Raw genomic sequence first — 16,424 nt, 5'->3', positions numbered from 1 at the left:
TTTCTCACACCGTGTTCATCCACCTCGCCAGGCGGTGCGCCGCTTCCTCGAGCTGATCGAGGCGGCGGTGGAAGCATAGTCTGAGGAAGGCTTCGCCGCCGGGGCCGAAGGCGGTGCCAGGCGCCAGACCGACATTGGCGTTGTCGACGACGTCGAAGGCGGCGGTTCGGGAATCGGTGATGCCGTCGACCCTGAAGAACAGATAGAACGCGCCCTGCGGCACGGTGAAACGCGCCTTGCCGGTCGCGCCGAGTATGTCGCAGACGAGATCGCGAGCGGCGCGTGCACGCTCCACTTGTTCGGTGATGAAGCCGTCGCCCTCGTCGAGGGCAGCGACCGCGCCGCGCTGCATGAACTGGGCGACGCCCGAGGTCGAGTACTGGATCAGGTTTTCGAACACCTGCTGCAAGGCTGGATGGGTCTTGATCCAGCCGACACGCCAACCCGTCATCGCCCAGTTCTTGGAGAAACTGTTAACGAACAGGATACGGTCGTCGGCCGTGGCGATGTCGAGGAAGGACGGCGCGCGGCCATGGCCGTAGTGGAACAGCGAATAGATCTCGTCGGCGATGATCCACAGGCCCTTTTGGCGGGCGAGATCGAGGATTGCCTGCAGCGTCTGCCTGTCGGCGGTCCAGCCGGTCGGGTTGGATGGCGTGTTGATGAACAACAGCTTCGTGCGCGGCGTGATCGCGGAGGCGATCTTTTCGACATCGCAGGACCAGCCATTGCCGGACTGGTCGAGGGTGACCGGCACCGGAACGGCGCCCGCCACGCCGGCGGCCGCGGCGAAATTCGGCCAAGCCGGCGAGAGGTAGATCACCTCATCGCCGCTGCCGGCGATCGCGTCGATGGCCAGTTGGATGGCGTGCATGCCGGATCCGGTGACGATGAACTCCTCCTCCGCGAAGGTCTTGCCAAAATGCCTGGCGTAGTAGCGGGCGAGCGCCTGCCTGAGCTCGGGAATGCCCTTCTGCCAGGTGTAGAACGTCTCGCCATCGGCCAGTCCCTTGGCGGCGGCATCGCTGATGAAGGAAGGCGTGGGCAGATCGCCCTCGCCAGCCCAGAGCGGGATCAGGCCTTCGCGCAGGCGGCCGTGATTGACGACAGCGACGATGCCGCTTTCGGGCGCCGCACGGGCTTCGGCGCGCAAGGTCTCGATCAGGGTCATGCAAGAATCCGTCCGGTTTTTCGCGACTGCTAGCCTCTTTTACGACAGCCGCAAACAGAAAACCCCGGCCGCAAGCGGCCGGGGTTTTGGTCCAGGGCGCTGTTGAGGAGTTATCTTTTCGCCAGCAGATCGCGGATTTCGGTCAGCAACTGCACGTCGGCGGGCGGCGGTGCCGCGGCAGCAGCCGGCTTCTCGCGCTCCAGCCGCCTGCGCAGATTGTTCACCGCCTTGACCATCAGGAAGATGATGAAGGCAAGAATCAGGAAATTCAGCACGACCGTGATGAAGCTGCCATAGGCGAAGACGGCGCCTTCTTTCTTGGCATCGGCCAGCGCGGCCGAATGGACGTTCGATGACAACCCGAAGAAGTAGTTGTTGAAGTCCAGCCCGCCGAAAATCGCGCCGATGATCGGCATGATGATGTCGTTGACGAGCGAGTCGACGATCTTGCCGAAGGCGGCGCCGATGATGACGCCGACGGCCAAGTCCATCACATTGCCCTTGGAAATGAATTCCTGGAATTCTTTCAGCATTCGGCCCTCCTTGCCATGACCGGCCGTGCTGCCGCCCCGGCTCTCCGGCACCGATCCGAAGCCACAATAACAAAAACCCCCGGTTGAAAAACCGGAAAAAGGGCGAAGACACCGGTTTGTGCTTACCTGCCTCGCCAGCCGCATATGCGCCAAAAGCCGCGATGGACTTGGGCCCCAAGCTGTGATTGCGTCTTAACGACCGGATGAGGAACCGGCCAGGGAGGAAGTGCGGACCGTGCAAGGCTGGTTCGTCGTCATCATCGCGATCGCCTATGTGACGCTGCTTTTCGCCATCGCCAGCGTCGGCGACCGGCGCTCGGTGGCAGCCGGGCTCGGCCGGGCGCGGCCTTTCATCTACGCGCTCAGCCTCGCCATCTACTGCACTTCCTGGACTTTCTTCGGCTCGGTCGGCCTTTCCTCCGAGCGCGGCCTCGAATTCCTCGGCATTTATACCGGTCCGGTGCTGGTCTTCGTGTTCGGCTTCCCGCTGCTCAACCGCATGATCAGGCTGGCAAAAAGCGAGAAGATCACCTCGATCGCGGACTTCCTCGGCGCCCGCTACGGCAAGAGCTTCACCGTCGCGGCGATCGCGACGTTGATCGCGACCATCGGCGCGGTGCCCTATATCGCGCTGCAGCTCAAGGCGATCTCCGGTTCCGTCAGCCTGATGGTCGAGCACTATACGGGCTCGCCGCCCTCTTTCGATCCGTTCGTCAGCGACATCTCGCTGGTGGTGGCGATGTTGCTGGCGCTGTTCGCGGTGCTGTTCGGCACCCGTCATGCCGACGCCACGGAACATCAGGACGGGTTGGTTCTGGCTGTCGCGGTCGAGACCGTGGTCAAGCTCGCCGCCTTTCTCGCCATCGGCCTGATGGTGATGTTCCTGATCTTCGGCGGGCCCGGCGACATGTTCGCCAGGCTTGCCGGAAACAGCCAGGTGCGCCAGGCGATGAGCTACAGCACCTCTTTGGCCACCTGGCTGGTGCTGACCGGCCTGAGCGGGTTTGCCGTGCTGATGCTGCCGCGGCAGTTCTACGTCACCATCGTCGAGAACCGCAGCGAGGCGGAGCTGCGCACCGCGACCTGGGTGTTCCCGCTCTACCTCGTGGCCATCAACCTCTTCGTGCTGCCGATCGCCTTTGCCGGCCTGTCGCTGGTCGGCGGCAAGACCAGCAGCGACCTCTATGTCTTGTCGCTGCCGCTGTTCAGCGGCCATGACGTGCTGGCCATGGCCGCCTTCGTCGGCGGACTGTCGGCGGCAACCGCGATGGTGATCGTCGAGAGCGTCGCGCTGTCGATCATGATCTCCAACGATCTCGTCATCCCGCTGTTCGTGCGCCGCGTGCTCAAGACGAGTTCCTCGGAGAACGAGGACTGGTCGACGCTGATCCTCAATGTGCGCCGCGCCTCGATCTTCATCATGCTGTTCATCGCCTTCCTCTATTACCGCGAGAGCACCAATAGCGCGCGGCTGTCCTCGATCGGCCTGATGTCGTTTGCCGCGATTGCACAATTCGCGCCGGCGCTGGTCGGCGGGCTGATCTGGCGCCGCGCCAACGGCCGGGGCGCAGCCCTCGGCATGGTCGCCGGCATAGCCGTCTGGGGTTACACACTGCTCCTCCCTTCACTCGTCGGCCCCTCTACCGATATCGTCGTCCACGGCCTGTTCGGCTTCGAGGCGCTGAGGCCGCAGGCGCTGTTCGGCACCGTCGGCGAGCCGCTGAACCATGGCGTGCTGTGGAGCCTTTCGGTCAATGCGCTGTTTTTCGTCCTTGGGTCCCTCTCCCGAGCGTCCGTGCCGCTGGAGCGCATCCAGGCGGCGATCTTCGTGCCGCGCGATGCCGGCCCGATGCCTAGCCTGCGCCGCTTCCGCACCGCCGTCACCGTCAACGACCTGAAGGATACGATTTCACGCTATCTCGGCGTCGAGCGCACGGAGCGCTCGTTCCAATCCTTTGAGAGGGACGCGAAAGTCTCCCTGCACGGCACTGAACAGGCCAGCATGGATGTCATCCGCTTCTCTGAGCAATTGCTGGCGAGCGCCGTCGGCTCGTCCTCGGCGCGGCTGATCCTGTCGCTGCTCTTCCGCCGCAACGATCGCGACTCCAAGGATGCCTTCAAGCTGCTCGACGACGCCACCGAGGCGCTGCAGCACAATCGCGACCTTTTGCAGATCGCGCTCGACCAGATGGAGCAAGGCATCACCGTCTTCGATCGCGATTTCCGACTGATCTGCTGGAACCGGCAATACCGGCTGCTGTTCGACCTGCCGGACGAGATGGGCCAGGTCGGCGTCTCGCTCGACCGAATCCTCCATCATCTCGCCGAGCGCGGCGATATTCCCGCCGACCAGCGCGTGACGACGCTCAACCGGCTGACCAGTTTCGCTGGCCCGTGGCAGATGGAGCTGAAGACCAGCGGCCGCATCCTGGAGCTGCGCTCCAACCCGATGCCCGACGGCGGCATCGTCGCCACCTATGCCGACATCTCCGGCCGCGTCGAGCAGGACCTGGCGCTGAAGCGGGCCAATGAATCGCTGGAGCAACGGGTCAAGACCCGCACAATCGAACTCACCCGCGTCAACGAGGAACTGGCGCAGGCGCAGATGCTGGCCGAGGAGGCAAACCTCGGCAAGACGCGCTTCCTCGCCGCCGCCGGCCATGACATCCTGCAGCCGCTCAACGCCGCCCGCCTCTATTGCTCGTCGCTGATCGAGAAGGCAGGCAAGGGACCGGCCGGGAAGGCCGCCGTCAACATCGAATCCTCGCTGGAATCGGTCGAGACCATCCTCGGCGCGGTGCTCGACATCTCGCGGCTCGATGCCGGCGCCATGAAGCCCGACAATACCGCTTTCAACCTGGGCGGACTGCTCGGTCAGATCGGCAACGATTTTCGCCCGTTGGCCGCCGAAAAGAAGCTCGATCTGAAGATCATCCCATCCTCGCTCGGCGTCATGACCGACCGGAACCTGTTGCGGCGGCTAATCCAGAATCTCGTTTCCAACGCCATCAAATACACGCGCCAGGGCCGCATTCTGGTTGGGGTGCGGCGACGCGGCGAGCTGGCCGAGATCCAGGTGATCGACACTGGCATCGGCATTGCCGGCGACAAGCTCAGCACCGTCTTCCACGAGTTCACGCGCCTCGACGAGGGCGTACGCGAGGCCGAAGGCCTTGGCCTGGGGCTCTCCATCGTCGACCGCATCGCCAGGGTGCTGAGGCTCGAAATCCGCATTTACTCCAATCCCGGCAAGGGCACGCGCTTTTCCGTGATTCTGCCGGTCGCGGCGGTCGCCGCGCCGCCGCGCGAGGCCGGCAAGGCGCCGGCCCGCTCCGCCTCGACGCTTGCCGGGCTCAATGTGCTGTGCATCGACAATGACGCGCGCATCCTCGACGGCATGCGGCTGCTGCTCGAAGGCTGGGGATGCCGTGTCGAGACGGCTTCGGGATCAGGCGATCTCCTGAAGCCCGGCGCGCCGAAGCCGGACCTCGTGCTAGCAGACTATCATCTCGACGGTGGCACCGGGCTCGATGCGGTCGCCACGCTGCGCGCCGCCTACGGGCAGGACCTGCCCTGCGTGCTGGTCACCGCCGACCGCTCCAGCGAGGTGCGCGCGGCTGCCGGCCGGCTCGACATTCCGGTGATCAACAAGCCGCTGAAGCCGGCCGTGCTGCGCTCGATGATGGCGCGCGTCAGGCCGCTGGCGCCGGCCGCCGAATAGAGACAAAACACTGCTATCAGCCGCGATGCCCGAGGCTTCGGAGATAGGCGCAGAACATGTCGGCCAGCGCATCGGAATAGGCTTCGATCTCATCGGCCGTTCGCTCCTTTTCCGAGAAATCCGCCCCCACAGCGCTCAGCGTCTTGATGATCAGGTCGCCGGCCAGGGCGCGGCCGCTATCCGGCGCGTCAGGAAGCGTCTCGCGCATGAAGGTCCCGACGGTCCGGCTCGCCGCCGCCCTCGCCTCCTCAGCCTCCGGCGCATCCCGATAGAGCGGCGCGGCGTCGTTCAGCGCGCCACGCACCGCCGCCTCCTCGCATTCGGAGCGGATGAAGGCGTGGACCAGCGTTCTTGTCCGCTCGAGCGGTGATAGCCCGGTATTTTCGAGAATGCCGCACAAAAGCTCTGTCGTCTGGCGCCATTCGTCACTCTGCAACCTGAACAGCAGGGCCGCCTTGTTCGGGAAATACTGGTAGAGCGAACCGACGCTGACGCCCGCCCTTTCGGCAACGCGCGTGGTGGTGAAACGCTGCGCGCCTTCAGCAGCCAAAACCTGAGCAGCCGCCTCTAAAATCGCCGCGACCAGCTCCGTGGCGCGCGCCTGTTTGGGCTGTTTTCGGGTGGAAATTGAAGGGCTTGAGCGTTGGATCATGGTCGCGCGCCGAAATGCGAATTGGAAACCTGAAGGATTATTCGTATTTTTCGAAGCAACACAAGAACCCCGCCGGAGACAGCCATGACCACCCTGACCGCAACCCCTTTGGCACCGCTGCTCGCCCGCCTGTTCAAGGAAGCCTACGCGGCGACCAGCCCGGCGATCGCAGGGTACTCGCGCGAGGAACGGACGCGCCTGCTCCACAGCAAGACCGAGTATCGCCAGTTCTACGGCAGCCTGAAGGACCTGTGGCTTGCGGTCTCGCCGGAGACCGGCACGCTGCTCTACATGCTGGCGCGCAGCACCGGCGCGCGCATCATCGTCGAATTCGGCACATCGTTCGGCATCTCGACGCTCTATCTTGCCGCGGCGCTGCGCGACAATGGCGGCGGCCGGCTGATCACGACGGAATTCGAGCCGTCGAAGGTAACGCGGGCCAAGGCCAATCTGACCGAAGGCGGCCTCATCGACCTGGTGGAGATCCGCGAGGGCGACGCGCTGGAAACGCTCAGCACCGACCTGCCCGACCGGATAGACCTCCTGCTGCTCGACGGCGCCAAGGCGCTCTATCCGGAGATACTGAGCCTGGTCGAGAGCCGGCTCAGGCCCGGCGCACTGGTCATCGCCGACAACGCCGACTTCTCGCCCGAATATCTGGAGCGGGTGCGCGCGCCGTCCGGCGGCTATATGTCGACGCCGTTCGGCGACGACGTGGAGCTGTCGATGCGGCTCGGCTAAGGCCTGCTCGAAACTACCCCATGCTGCTTCTGAGGCAGCCGTAGGCGTTTACGTCAACCAACGCGCAATCCCGGCTTTCTGGCTCCGGCCTTCGGCCTTTGACGCGTAGGTGACATCATGACCCTCCTCCCATCGTCCTGGCGCGGGCTGCCGCGCCCGGCTCTGCTCGGCCTGTTCCTGTTCTTCTGCGCCGGTTTCGCCGACGGCGCGCTGGTGCCCTTCTTTCCGCTCTGGGCGAGCGGCGAGGCGAACATTCCGATCGGCGCGATCGGGCTTTTGTTTGCCTGCTATGCCGGCGGCGAATTGATCGCCGCGCCGCTGATCGGCGGTATCGCCGACCGGGTCGGCCGGCGGCCGGTGCTGATCCTGTCATCGCTCGGCGTCGGCTGCGGCTTCGTCGCGCTGTTCTTCGCCCATGGCGTCGCCGCCACTGCGGCCGTGCTGCTTTTGACCGGCATATGCGAGTCGGTGCTACACCCGACCATCCTCACAGCTATCGCCGATGTGACGGAACCGTCGGCGCATCCGCGCTGGTTCGGCATGGCGCGCGTCAGCTCGAGCGCCGGACAGATCCTCGGCCCGGCCTGCGGCGCGCCGCTGGCGCTCGTTTCGCTTGGCAGCGTGTTCCTGGCCGGCGGCGGTATGCTGCTCTTCGGCGGCATCGTCATGCTTGCCGCATTCGCCGAGACGCGCGGCCATGCCGCAGCCGACCATGGGGAAACGGAGGAAGAGGAAGGCCTGTCGGCGCTGCTGCCGGCCTTCCACGACGGCCGCCTGGCAAAGCTGCTCGCCTGGGTCGTGCTGTTCGACATTTCCGGCAACTGGATCGAAGCGGTCATCCCGCTCTATGCGCAGGATGCCGGCACGCTCACCCCGTCCGGTGTCGGCGCGCTGTTTGCCTATGCGGCCGCCCTGACGGTCGGTTTGCAGATGCTGGTCAGCCGCTTTGCCGAGACGCGATCAGCGCTTTGGCTGGCAGCCGGCGCCGGCATCTCGACCATCGCCGCCTTTGCCCTGCTGGCGACCTCGCCGGCGATACTTTCGCTGGTCGTCGCAGTCAGCTTCTGCTCGGTGGGACAGATGCTGGTCGGGCCGCTCGTGCCGACCGCCGTCAACGCGCTCGCACCATCGCCGCGACGCGCTTCCTATATGGCCGCCTCGTCTGTGGCGGTCGACCTCAAGGACTCGCTCGGACCGTCGATCGGCACGGCGCTCTATGCGCTCGCGCCGCGCCTGCCCTGGATCGCCGGCATTCCACTGGTGGCGATCGCTTCGCTGGGCCTCGGCGCCGCGATCGGGCGGGCGCGGAATCCTTCAGGCCCGACCGAGGATGATGCCGCGTCGCAGTTGGGCTCGGCCGTCGAAAACTATCGCTGACGGGCGCAGCCATCGACCCGACGCGAAGCGGGACCGCATGATCGATCCGCGCTGGTCGGGTTCAGTTAGGGTGAAAAGCTTCGCCTGAGGTGCCTGCGATCAGCCGACCGGCTGCAGCGGGTCGCCGCCGATCTTCGACAGCTGGATGACCGCCTGGGTGCGGCTGTCGACGCCGAGCTTCTGCAGGATGGCCGAGACATGCGCCTTGATGGTGGCCTCGGAGACGCCGAGCTCATAGGCGATCTGCTTGTTGAGCAGGCCCTCCGCCAGCATGCCGAGCACCCGCGTCTGCTGCGGCGTCAGCGCCTGGAGCCGCTTGATCAGGTCGGAGATTTCCGGGTCGCGCTCGACGCCGAGCTCAATGCCGGCCGGCGCGGCAATGTCGCCGGCAAGCACCGCCTGCACGGCGCCGCGTATCTCATCCATGCTGGCCGATTTGGAAATAAAGCCGGAAGCGCCGAGATCGAGCGCGCGGCGGATGGTGACGGGATCGTCATGCGCCGATACCACCACCAGCGGCACCGCCGGATGGATACCGCGCAGCGAGATCAGGCCGGAGAGGCCGCTGGCGCCCGGCATCGACAGGTCAAGCAGCACCATATCGATATCTTCATTGGCAAGCACCAGCGCCTTGGCGCTTTCGAAATCGCCGGCCTCGTGGATGGCGGCAACGTCGCCGATGCCGGCAAGCGCCTCCTTCAGCGCGCCGCGAAAAAGCGGATGGTCGTCGGCAATGACGAAAGTGTGGCCCGACGGCAAATAGTCCTCCCCCGATCCCATCATCATTGTGTGCTTCTTGCGGGGACCGGAATGATTATGCGGCGACGCGGCGCGTTTTCAAGCGGCAAAGGCCGCGCGCGGGGTTTTCCCCAAGGCGGCTTTGCAATCAGGTCTTCTGCTGGTTCAGCTTGCCGTCGCCGTGTTCCTTGTCCAGGTCCTTGACGATGTCCTTGAAGGTCCGGAAGAAGCGCTCCATGTAGCCCATCGTCTTGTTGAAATCCTCTTCGCTCGGCAGTTGCGATTCCAGCCGGGCCGAGAGCGAATTCTCGAGCTTGGCGACGCGCGCGTCGAGCGCCTTGACCGAATTGTCCAGCCGGTCGATCTCGTCCTGGTAGGCGGCCCGCTCGTCGGCGGCCATCTTGCAGACGAGCTGGCCCGAGCGCTCCTCGCAGACAGACATGGCGCCGGTCCTTGTGTCCATGCGGACATAGCCGTTGGCCGACTTCTCCAAACGGTAGTGATCGGTTTCCTCGGAATAGGCGGACGCGGCAACCAGCGAGCAAAGCGCCGCGGGGATCACGATGTGCTGCAGACGCATGTTGTTCCTCCATGAGCCAGTGAAGGCGGGCTATCACAGGTTTGCGCCGGAAATGGGGAAGAGTCGAGCTTCGAGCCTTCCCCGCACCTTCGGTTCGGACTATAGCGCGACAATGTCTCAGATTATCTACAAGATCGCGCCCGAGGCGCTTTGGCGCGAAGCCGAGAGGAACGGGCGCTTCGCCGGCGCGCCGATCGACATCGCCGACGGCTTCATCCATTTCTCCACCGCCGGCCAGGTTCGCGAGACGGCGGCCAGGCATTTCGCCGAGCAGACGGACCTGCTGCTGATCGCGATCGACGCGGCAAGGCTGGGTGATGCGCTGAAATACGAGGTCTCGCGCGGCGGCGCCCTGTTCCCGCATCTCTACGCCGAGCTCGACCTTGATGCGGTTCTCTGGGTAAAGCCGTTGCCGCTCGGCGCCGGCGGCCACGAATTCCCGACGCTGGAGGGCGAATGAGCGTGCTCGACCGGATCGGCCAGAAGCTGCTTTTCTCCTTCGATCCGGAAACCGCGCATGGCCTGTCGATCGCGGCGCTGCGCTGCGGGCTGCCAGTCGGCGCGACGGCGCCGCGGCGCCCGACGCATGACGCGCGGCTGAAGGTCAGCCTTTGCGGCCTCGATTTTCCAAACGCGCTCGGCATGGCCGCCGGCTACGACAAGAACGCCGAAGTGCCGGACGCGCTGCTTGGGCTTGGCTTCGGCTTCGCCGAGGTCGGCACCATCACGCCGCTGCCGCAACCCGGCAATCCGAAGCCGCGCATCTTCCGGCTGACGGCGGACGAGGCGGTGATCAACCGGCTGGGCTTCAACAATGAGGGCCATGCGGCCGCCGAAAAGCGTCTTGCCGCGCGCAAGGGGCGGCCGGGCATCGTCGGCGTCAACATCGGCGCCAACAAGGACAGCGCTGACCGCATCGCCGACTATGAGCGCGGCGTCGCCCGCTTCGCGCCCTATGCGAGCTATCTGACCGTCAACATCTCCTCGCCCAACACGCCTGGCCTGCGCAATATGCAGGCGCGCGAGCAACTCGGTGAGCTCTTGTCACGGGTGATAGCCGCCCGTGCCGCGGCCCCCGTGCAGCCGCCGATTTTCCTCAAGATCGCGCCGGACCTCGTCGAGGCGGAGCTCGAAGACATCGCCGCCGAAGTCGCCGAGAAGAAGATCGACGGCGTCATCGTCTCCAACACGACGCTTGCAAGGACGGGATTGCGGAGCACGACCGTGGCAGGCGAAGCCGGCGGCCTTTCGGGCAAGCCGCTGTTCGAGCGTTCCACCGCCGTGCTCGCCCGTATGCGCAAGCTGCTCGGCCCAAGCATTGCCCTCATCGGCGTCGGCGGGGTGGACTCCACCGAAACGGCGCTGGAGAAAATCCGCGCCGGCGCCGATCTGGCCCAGCTCTACACCGGCATGATCTATGCCGGGCCGGTACTGCCGGGGCGCATCATCGCCGGCATGGCGCGATACGTGGAGCGTGAGCGGCTTGGCTCGATCAGGGATCTGCGCGACTCGGCTTGCGAGCGCTGGGCTTCAAAACCGATCAGCTGAACGCTGTTCGCATTCTCAGCCGCAGGACCGTCAGCAGGCTCAGCCCCCTTACCAGCAGAAAGACATGCAGCGATGCCCACAGGCCGCTGTTGCCGAATGCCGGCGCCAGGGTGATGAGCGCAGCGCTGAAGATGAGGAACGACAACAGCATCATGTTGCGCATGTCGCGCGACCAGGTGGCGCCGATGAAGACGCCGTCCATCTGGAAGGCGAGCACACCACTCAGCGCCGTGAAGGCGGCCCAGGGAAGATAGGTGTCGGCGACCGCGCGAACATCCATCGAGGTCGTCACCAGCGCCACCAGACTGGCGCCGGCGGTCAGCAGGATGAGCGTGGCGATACCGGCGAGGCCAAAGCCCCAGATCAGCGTCAGCCGTACCGCCTGCCGGAACGGGGCAGGCGCATGAGCGCCGATGGCCCGGCCGGCGAGCTGCTCGGCGGCGGTGGCGAAGCCGTCGAGGAAATAGCCGGCGATGAGGAAAAAATTCATCAGCACGGCGTTGGCGGCGAGCGTCACCGTGCCGAATTGCGCGCCCTGCCTGGTGAACAGCGCGAAGGCGGCAAGCAGCGAGAAGGAGCGGATCATGATGTCGCGGTTGAGCGACAGCATGCGCCGGTACGCCGGCAAATCGAGGATACGCCGGCGCGACGGCCGCTCCAGCTTGCGGAAACGGTTGAGCACGATGGCAAGGCCAAGCAGCATGGCCAGGAACTCGCCGGTGACGGTCGCCCAGGCGACGCCGGCAACGCCCCAGCCGAGCTCGAGGCCGAGCAGGAAGCAGAGCAAGATGTTGATGCCGTTGAGCACCGCCTGCAGCATCAGCCCGAGCCCGCCCTCGCCTCGCCCCAGCACGTAGCCCAGTATGGCGTAGTTGATCAGCGAGAAGGGGGCTGCCAACAGCCTGATGCGGATATAGACCGACATCGCTTCGCTGACACGCGGTTCGGCGCCCATGAACCATTGGCCGGCGACGGCAAAGAGCGGCGCAAGGGCGGCGAGCACGACGCCGGCGACGACCGCGATCAGCACGGCGCGCCACAGCACCGCCTGCTCCTCCAGTGCATCGCCGCGCCCGAAGGCCTGGGCGACGAGGCCGGTGGTGCCGGAACGCAGAAAGTTGAAGGTGGTGAAGACGACGTCGAAGACCAGCGATCCCGCCGCCAGGCCGCCAAGCAGGGCCGCGTCGCCGAACTGGCCGACCACCGCCGTGTCGACGATGCCGAGCAGCGGCGTCGTCAGATAGGCAAGCGTCATCGGCACGGCGATCGCCAGCACTGAGCGGTTGGTGACGACGAAAGACCTGGCGCTGGCTTGTGTTACGTCCAAGGGACTGCTGCCTGTCCGATTGCGGCTTGATCGAGGACCCGATGTGCCCCAGTTTGCCGGCATCACGCAACCATATCCGCCGGGCTGCCAACCGAATTGCAAACCTGGCGCAGCCACCAATTCATGCCGCTGCAGATCGTCCATCACCCCGACTATGACGCAGGCTTCGCCGTCAACCATCGCTTTCCGATGAGCAAATATCCGCTTTTGATGGAGGCCTTGCGCTTACGCGGTCTAGCCGCGCCGGGCGCGCTCTCGATGCCGGAACCGGCACCGGCCGCACGCCTGAAGCTGGCGCACGCGGCGGGGTATGTCGATCAGGTGATCGCCTGCCAGGTACCGGCGAAAATAGAGCGCGAGATCGGCTTTCCGATCGGTCCGCGCGTGTCGCTGAGAGCGCAGCTCGCCACCGCGGGTACGGTGTTGGCTGCCAGGCTGGCGCTTAAACATGGCATTGCCTGCAACGCCGCCGGCGGCAGCCATCATGCCAGGCGCGCGCAAGGCGCGGGCTTTTGCACCTTCAACGATGTCGCCGTCGCCGCGCTGGCGCTGCTGGCCGAAGGCGCCGTCGAAAACGTGCTGGTCGTCGATCTCGACGTGCATCAGGGCGACGGTACGGCCGACATTCTCAAGGACGAGCCTCGCGCCTTTACCTTTTCCATGCATGGCGAGCGCAACTACCCGGTGCGAAAGATCGCCTCCGACGTCGACGTCGCCTTGCCGGACGGGACAGGCGACGACGCCTATCTCGAACGGCTCGCCGCCATCCTGCCGGAACTCTCCGGGCAAAGGCATTGGGACATCGTCTTCTACAATGCCGGCGTGGATGTCCATGCCGAAGACAGGCTCGGCCGGCTGGCGCTCACCGACGACGGTCTCAGCGCCCGCGAAGACATGGTCATCGGCCATTTCCGCAAGCAGGGCGTGCCACTGTGCGGCGTCATCGGCGGCGGTTACTCGACCGACGTGCCGGCGCTGGCCGCGCGTCACGCTATCCTGTTCGAGGTGGCGTCGCGATATGCGTGAGGCCGCGCCGAGCTATTTCCTGTAGCTGGCGATCCTGAGCAGGATGAACACCGGCACAACGATCGCGGCGCCGAGCAGGATATAGCCCAGGAAGCGGTCGACGGCGTGGAAGCCGAGATTCCACAAATCGACGAAGAACTGGCGGATGCCGTAAAAGACGTCCATCGGCGACCAGCCGAAAGCATGCATGACGAGGCCGACGAGGAAGGAGACCACGAGCAGCTTCAGGAACACCCTGAGCGGCGTGTCGCCAAGAAAGCGCGTCAGTGCGGACAAGGCCATCCTCCGGTTCGAGCCGCCCGATTCGGGCGGGACGACATCAGAGATACGCATTCCGCGGAAAGGCATCAAGCAATGGAGCCGCGGTTCCGCTTTGCCGATTGCTTGACGCCCTGCCATCATGTTAACGAGGTGGCCGAAGCGGGTATGATGTAATGGTAGCTTGTCAGCTTCCCAAGCTGAACGCGCGGGTTCGATTCCCGCTACCCGCTCCAGCTTGCACCGCAAAGGTTTGAGACTCGGCATCCTCAGCACTGAAAACAGTGGTTTTACCGTTGGTTTTACAGCGCATGTTCACGATTGGGTCCAAATGAGCAACGAGGAGACCACATTAAACCCAATCACATTCGACAATCTTTCGGCATGCGCAGCGTCTCTCAGAAGCCTTGTTTCCGAGCCCATATTCACCCGGCTCATGAGAGGCTACACCGAATACGCGACGGCCAAGGGTCTCCCCGAGCATTTCCGTCGTTTGGCGAGGACACATCCCTTCGCCGTCGCTTGGCATGATTTACAAGAGGGTATTGGCAAATCACTCAAGGCCGGCTCGTTGCAACTAACCGAGGAGGCGTTTTTCGTACTAGACCTCCGCTTTTGTCTCACGCAAATCAAGCATGACCCGCACTTTGAAAGCCTTCTCTCGAGATTCATATCCGACACGCAGTTTTTTTCGACTGCCTTCGAGGTTTTTATCTACGCGATGTATTACTTGCACTTCAAACTTCCGGTTTCACTAATCCCGGAAAGCGTGAACCCAGGCCAGAAGAGCCCGGACTTTGTTATCGGTTCCGACCAGCTTGTCTTCGTTGAATGCAAAAGCTTGTTGGACGATGTCCGCTTCGAAGACCGGGTGTGGCTGGACCTTCAAATGGCTTTATCGAAAGTCCTGGACCGATCTCCACACAGTCTGTGTGTGAGCATCTCTGCATCGAGCATTGTCAAGCCATCCGACGCAAATCCGGTCCTGTCCTTGGCGACGGACTTGATCCGAAATTACCCGCGTCAAGCCGGCGGAGAAGTTAACGGATGTACTATAAATCTTTCTCTTTTGCTGAAGAAGGGGGAGACAATGCCTTTGCCACTTCCCGTTCCCCAACTTTGCGGCGCCAGGTCAGTCTCGTTTGGCGCTGAATACGGCGCGGTTTCCGCAAGGAAGGTCTGGCGGGTTGAAGCGAGACCATGCGCTGATCCAAAGCAATCGGATCGATTGAAAAGATTATTGAGAGACGCCAGCAACCAGCTGCCGTCTGACGCTCCTGGTGTTGTTCACCTCCAAATCCCATATCGCGACTCTAAGCATTTTCAGGATGTGCTGGATGAAGCGTGGCCCATGCTGGAGCGGGAACTGTCTAAACACCCTCAGATTTGCGCAGCAGTGGTCACAGGTAGGTTCCTAGACCGAAAAGCTAAATCTGGTGGAGATCCAATTCAGACATTCCATGCCGTACTACCCAATTACGCCGCTGAGTTTAGGCTTCCGCCAAAATTCTCCCTGCTTGGCTCTCATCCGCTGCAGGGCGTCGGAGGTTCTGTAATAGATGAACAATTCCACATGCCGGAAACAGGGACGATCGTCGTCGAGTTTCATCTTGGTGAGGAACTTTCAGAAATTTCTGGGCGCTATTTGCTGCATTATTGCTCGGCAGATGGCTGGCGCCAGATAAACATTTGGCAACATTTCCGCGAAAAGAGCCGCATTGAAACTTGGCATGAGGTATCAGGCCATCATTCTTTGGATCTAGACCTCAAACATCTCAAAGTCGGTGTTTTGCACAAGATGGCATTTACATGGAGCAACGACGGCTTGAGTTTTTCGATCGATGGCAGCGAAGTTATTTCATCGAAGAATCAGATAAAGTCTTCGCCACGCTTGGCTGTTTGAACGCCTCACCCATCGCCTAGATCCGCGCTCTAGAAAGCGCGTCCGACCACCACCTCATAGGGGGTGCAAACATTGGTGTTCTGCGGGCCGTAGCACGACGCGAAAAGATGCACCAGGACTGTCAACCATTCTCCACGACGTCGAAAGTACAAACTATGCAGTTCGCGTGAGGAGAGCCGCTCGGGGGTCTCGGTGTTGCCAACAAAGTTGTAGACGTCGGCACGGTTGCCGAGGAGTAGGTCTCTAATGTCCGTGGCGTCGAAGTACGCTTCGCCATATTCCGCCATCGCGTAGCAATATCCGATTTTTGCCAACATCATGGCGAAAGGGCCGTTTATAAACGGCGCTCGGGTAGTCACATCTGCAGGGGTTTTCTCAAATCCGAGATTGAACCAGTGCAATCGAAATTGGGTCAGGTCGGAGCCCATGTCAGTCTGAGAAAGAATTCCTGGAGGCTTGAAAACGACTAGGCTAAAATACTGAGGGTAATCGTCTTTCGACAATTCTTTGTCAAAAATCCCTCCGCCGCTCGCGACGTCTCCAATAGCGACCGGCGGCAGCGATGCGGACTTCGACTTTCCACCTCGGCGCCGCGATTTTAGTTCAAGCAATCTTCTTGCAATCAACAAGTCGTTGTTTAACGCGGCTTGTTCATAGCTGGTGTTTGAGCGCCGGGCACACTCTTTACATGCCCCATTTCGGATCACCAACGTCCCATTAAGCGAGAGAGGAACTATATGCTCGTCGGTTCTGTCGTCAGGAGGTAAGCTATCGAGATTCACTCGGCAGAAGACGCAACGCCCGTCTAGCTGATAGTCGTGCTGCCTCATCAGCAAAGATCGCATCAGA

15 protein-coding genes and 1 tRNA gene are annotated in these 16,424 nt (G+C 63.2%); 8 read left to right on the top strand and 8 right to left on the bottom strand.

Going from position 1 to position 16,424, the window contains the following annotated elements; translation table 11 throughout:
* Positions 1-4: 4 nt before the first annotated feature.
* A complete protein-coding gene (locus tag LB552_RS06870) occupies positions 5-1,171 on the bottom strand; it encodes a pyridoxal phosphate-dependent aminotransferase (protein WP_224603101.1) in 1,167 nt (388 codons plus the stop codon).
* Positions 1,172-1,281: 110 nt separating this feature from the next.
* Positions 1,282-1,704, bottom strand: a complete 423-nt coding sequence (gene mscL / locus LB552_RS06865) for a large conductance mechanosensitive channel protein MscL (protein ID WP_224603099.1) — start codon at positions 1,702-1,704, stop codon at positions 1,282-1,284.
* A 235-nt stretch (positions 1,705-1,939) separates the two neighbouring features.
* On the opposite strand from mscL, the gene LB552_RS06860 reads away from it, so the two are divergent.
* Complete coding sequence (locus LB552_RS06860; protein WP_224603097.1) at positions 1,940-5,425, top strand: PAS-domain containing protein; 3,486 nt, start codon at positions 1,940-1,942, stop codon at positions 5,423-5,425.
* 16 nt (positions 5,426-5,441) lie between these two features.
* Here LB552_RS06860 and LB552_RS06855 read toward each other — a convergent pair whose 3' ends face one another.
* Positions 5,442-6,077 carry a TetR family transcriptional regulator gene (locus LB552_RS06855; protein WP_224603095.1) on the bottom strand — a complete coding sequence of 212 codons (636 nt, stop codon included), beginning with the start codon at positions 6,075-6,077 and terminating at the stop codon, positions 5,442-5,444.
* Between the two features lie 84 nt (positions 6,078-6,161).
* Between LB552_RS06855 and LB552_RS06850 the strand changes: the two genes are divergently transcribed.
* A complete protein-coding gene (locus LB552_RS06850; RefSeq protein ID WP_224603093.1) occupies positions 6,162-6,818 on the top strand; it encodes an O-methyltransferase in 657 nt (218 codons plus the stop codon).
* A gap of 117 nt (positions 6,819-6,935) precedes the next feature.
* On the top strand, positions 6,936-8,195 hold the full coding sequence (locus tag LB552_RS06845; RefSeq protein ID WP_224603092.1) for an MDR family MFS transporter: 1,260 nt from the start codon (positions 6,936-6,938) through the stop codon (positions 8,193-8,195).
* Between the two features lie 99 nt (positions 8,196-8,294).
* On the opposite strand, the gene LB552_RS06840 is transcribed toward LB552_RS06845, so the two are convergent.
* The gene (locus LB552_RS06840; RefSeq protein ID WP_095766186.1) at positions 8,295-8,954 is read right to left on the bottom strand and encodes a response regulator transcription factor; all 660 of its coding nucleotides are present in this window, start codon (positions 8,952-8,954) and stop codon (positions 8,295-8,297) included.
* A gap of 127 nt (positions 8,955-9,081) precedes the next feature.
* Positions 9,082-9,513, bottom strand: coding sequence for a hypothetical protein (locus LB552_RS06835; RefSeq protein ID WP_224603089.1), 432 nt, complete (start codon positions 9,511-9,513; stop codon positions 9,082-9,084).
* A 112-nt stretch (positions 9,514-9,625) separates the two neighbouring features.
* On the opposite strand from LB552_RS06835, the gene LB552_RS06830 reads away from it, so the two are divergent.
* Together LB552_RS06830 and LB552_RS06825 are read left to right on the top strand one after the other, a co-directional pair.
* A complete protein-coding gene (locus LB552_RS06830) occupies positions 9,626-9,973 on the top strand; it encodes a DUF952 domain-containing protein (protein ID WP_224603087.1) in 348 nt (115 codons plus the stop codon).
* Positions 9,970-11,061, top strand: coding sequence for a quinone-dependent dihydroorotate dehydrogenase (locus LB552_RS06825; protein ID WP_224603085.1), 1,092 nt, complete (start codon positions 9,970-9,972; stop codon positions 11,059-11,061). The genes LB552_RS06830 and LB552_RS06825 overlap by 4 nt, the downstream gene beginning before the upstream one ends.
* On the opposite strand, the gene LB552_RS06820 is transcribed toward LB552_RS06825, so the two are convergent.
* Positions 11,054-12,388, bottom strand: coding sequence for an MATE family efflux transporter (locus tag LB552_RS06820; RefSeq protein WP_411965619.1), 1,335 nt, complete (start codon positions 12,386-12,388; stop codon positions 11,054-11,056). The two genes, LB552_RS06825 and LB552_RS06820, sit on opposite strands and share 8 nt — an antisense overlap.
* Before the next feature lie 123 nt (positions 12,389-12,511).
* Between LB552_RS06820 and LB552_RS06815 the strand changes: the two genes are divergently transcribed.
* Positions 12,512-13,414 (top strand): histone deacetylase, encoded by a 903-nt coding sequence (locus LB552_RS06815; RefSeq protein ID WP_224603074.1) that lies wholly within the window; start codon positions 12,512-12,514, stop codon positions 13,412-13,414.
* 12 nt (positions 13,415-13,426) lie between these two features.
* Here LB552_RS06815 and LB552_RS06810 read toward each other — a convergent pair whose 3' ends face one another.
* Positions 13,427-13,696, bottom strand: coding sequence for a DUF6460 domain-containing protein (locus LB552_RS06810; protein WP_224603073.1), 270 nt, complete (start codon positions 13,694-13,696; stop codon positions 13,427-13,429).
* Between the two features lie 138 nt (positions 13,697-13,834).
* Between LB552_RS06810 and LB552_RS06805 the strand changes: the two genes are divergently transcribed.
* A tRNA-Gly gene (locus LB552_RS06805) sits at positions 13,835-13,908 on the top strand.
* A 95-nt stretch (positions 13,909-14,003) separates the two neighbouring features.
* Positions 14,004-15,575: a hypothetical protein gene (locus tag LB552_RS06800; RefSeq protein WP_224603071.1), complete on the top strand. Its 1,572-nt coding sequence runs from the start codon at positions 14,004-14,006 to the stop codon at positions 15,573-15,575.
* Positions 15,576-15,604: 29 nt separating this feature from the next.
* Here LB552_RS06800 and LB552_RS06795 read toward each other — a convergent pair whose 3' ends face one another.
* Positions 15,605-16,405, bottom strand: a complete 801-nt coding sequence (locus tag LB552_RS06795; RefSeq protein WP_224603069.1) for an HNH endonuclease — start codon at positions 16,403-16,405, stop codon at positions 15,605-15,607.
* Positions 16,406-16,424: the final 19 nt, after the last annotated feature.

The sequence above is a fragment of the Mesorhizobium sp. CA7 genome (genome assembly GCF_020165015.1).
Classification (GTDB): Bacteria; Pseudomonadota; Alphaproteobacteria; order Rhizobiales; family Rhizobiaceae; genus Mesorhizobium.
The sequence above is the reverse complement of the archived record's forward strand: the minus strand, read 5'-3'. Positions and strand labels throughout refer to the sequence as shown.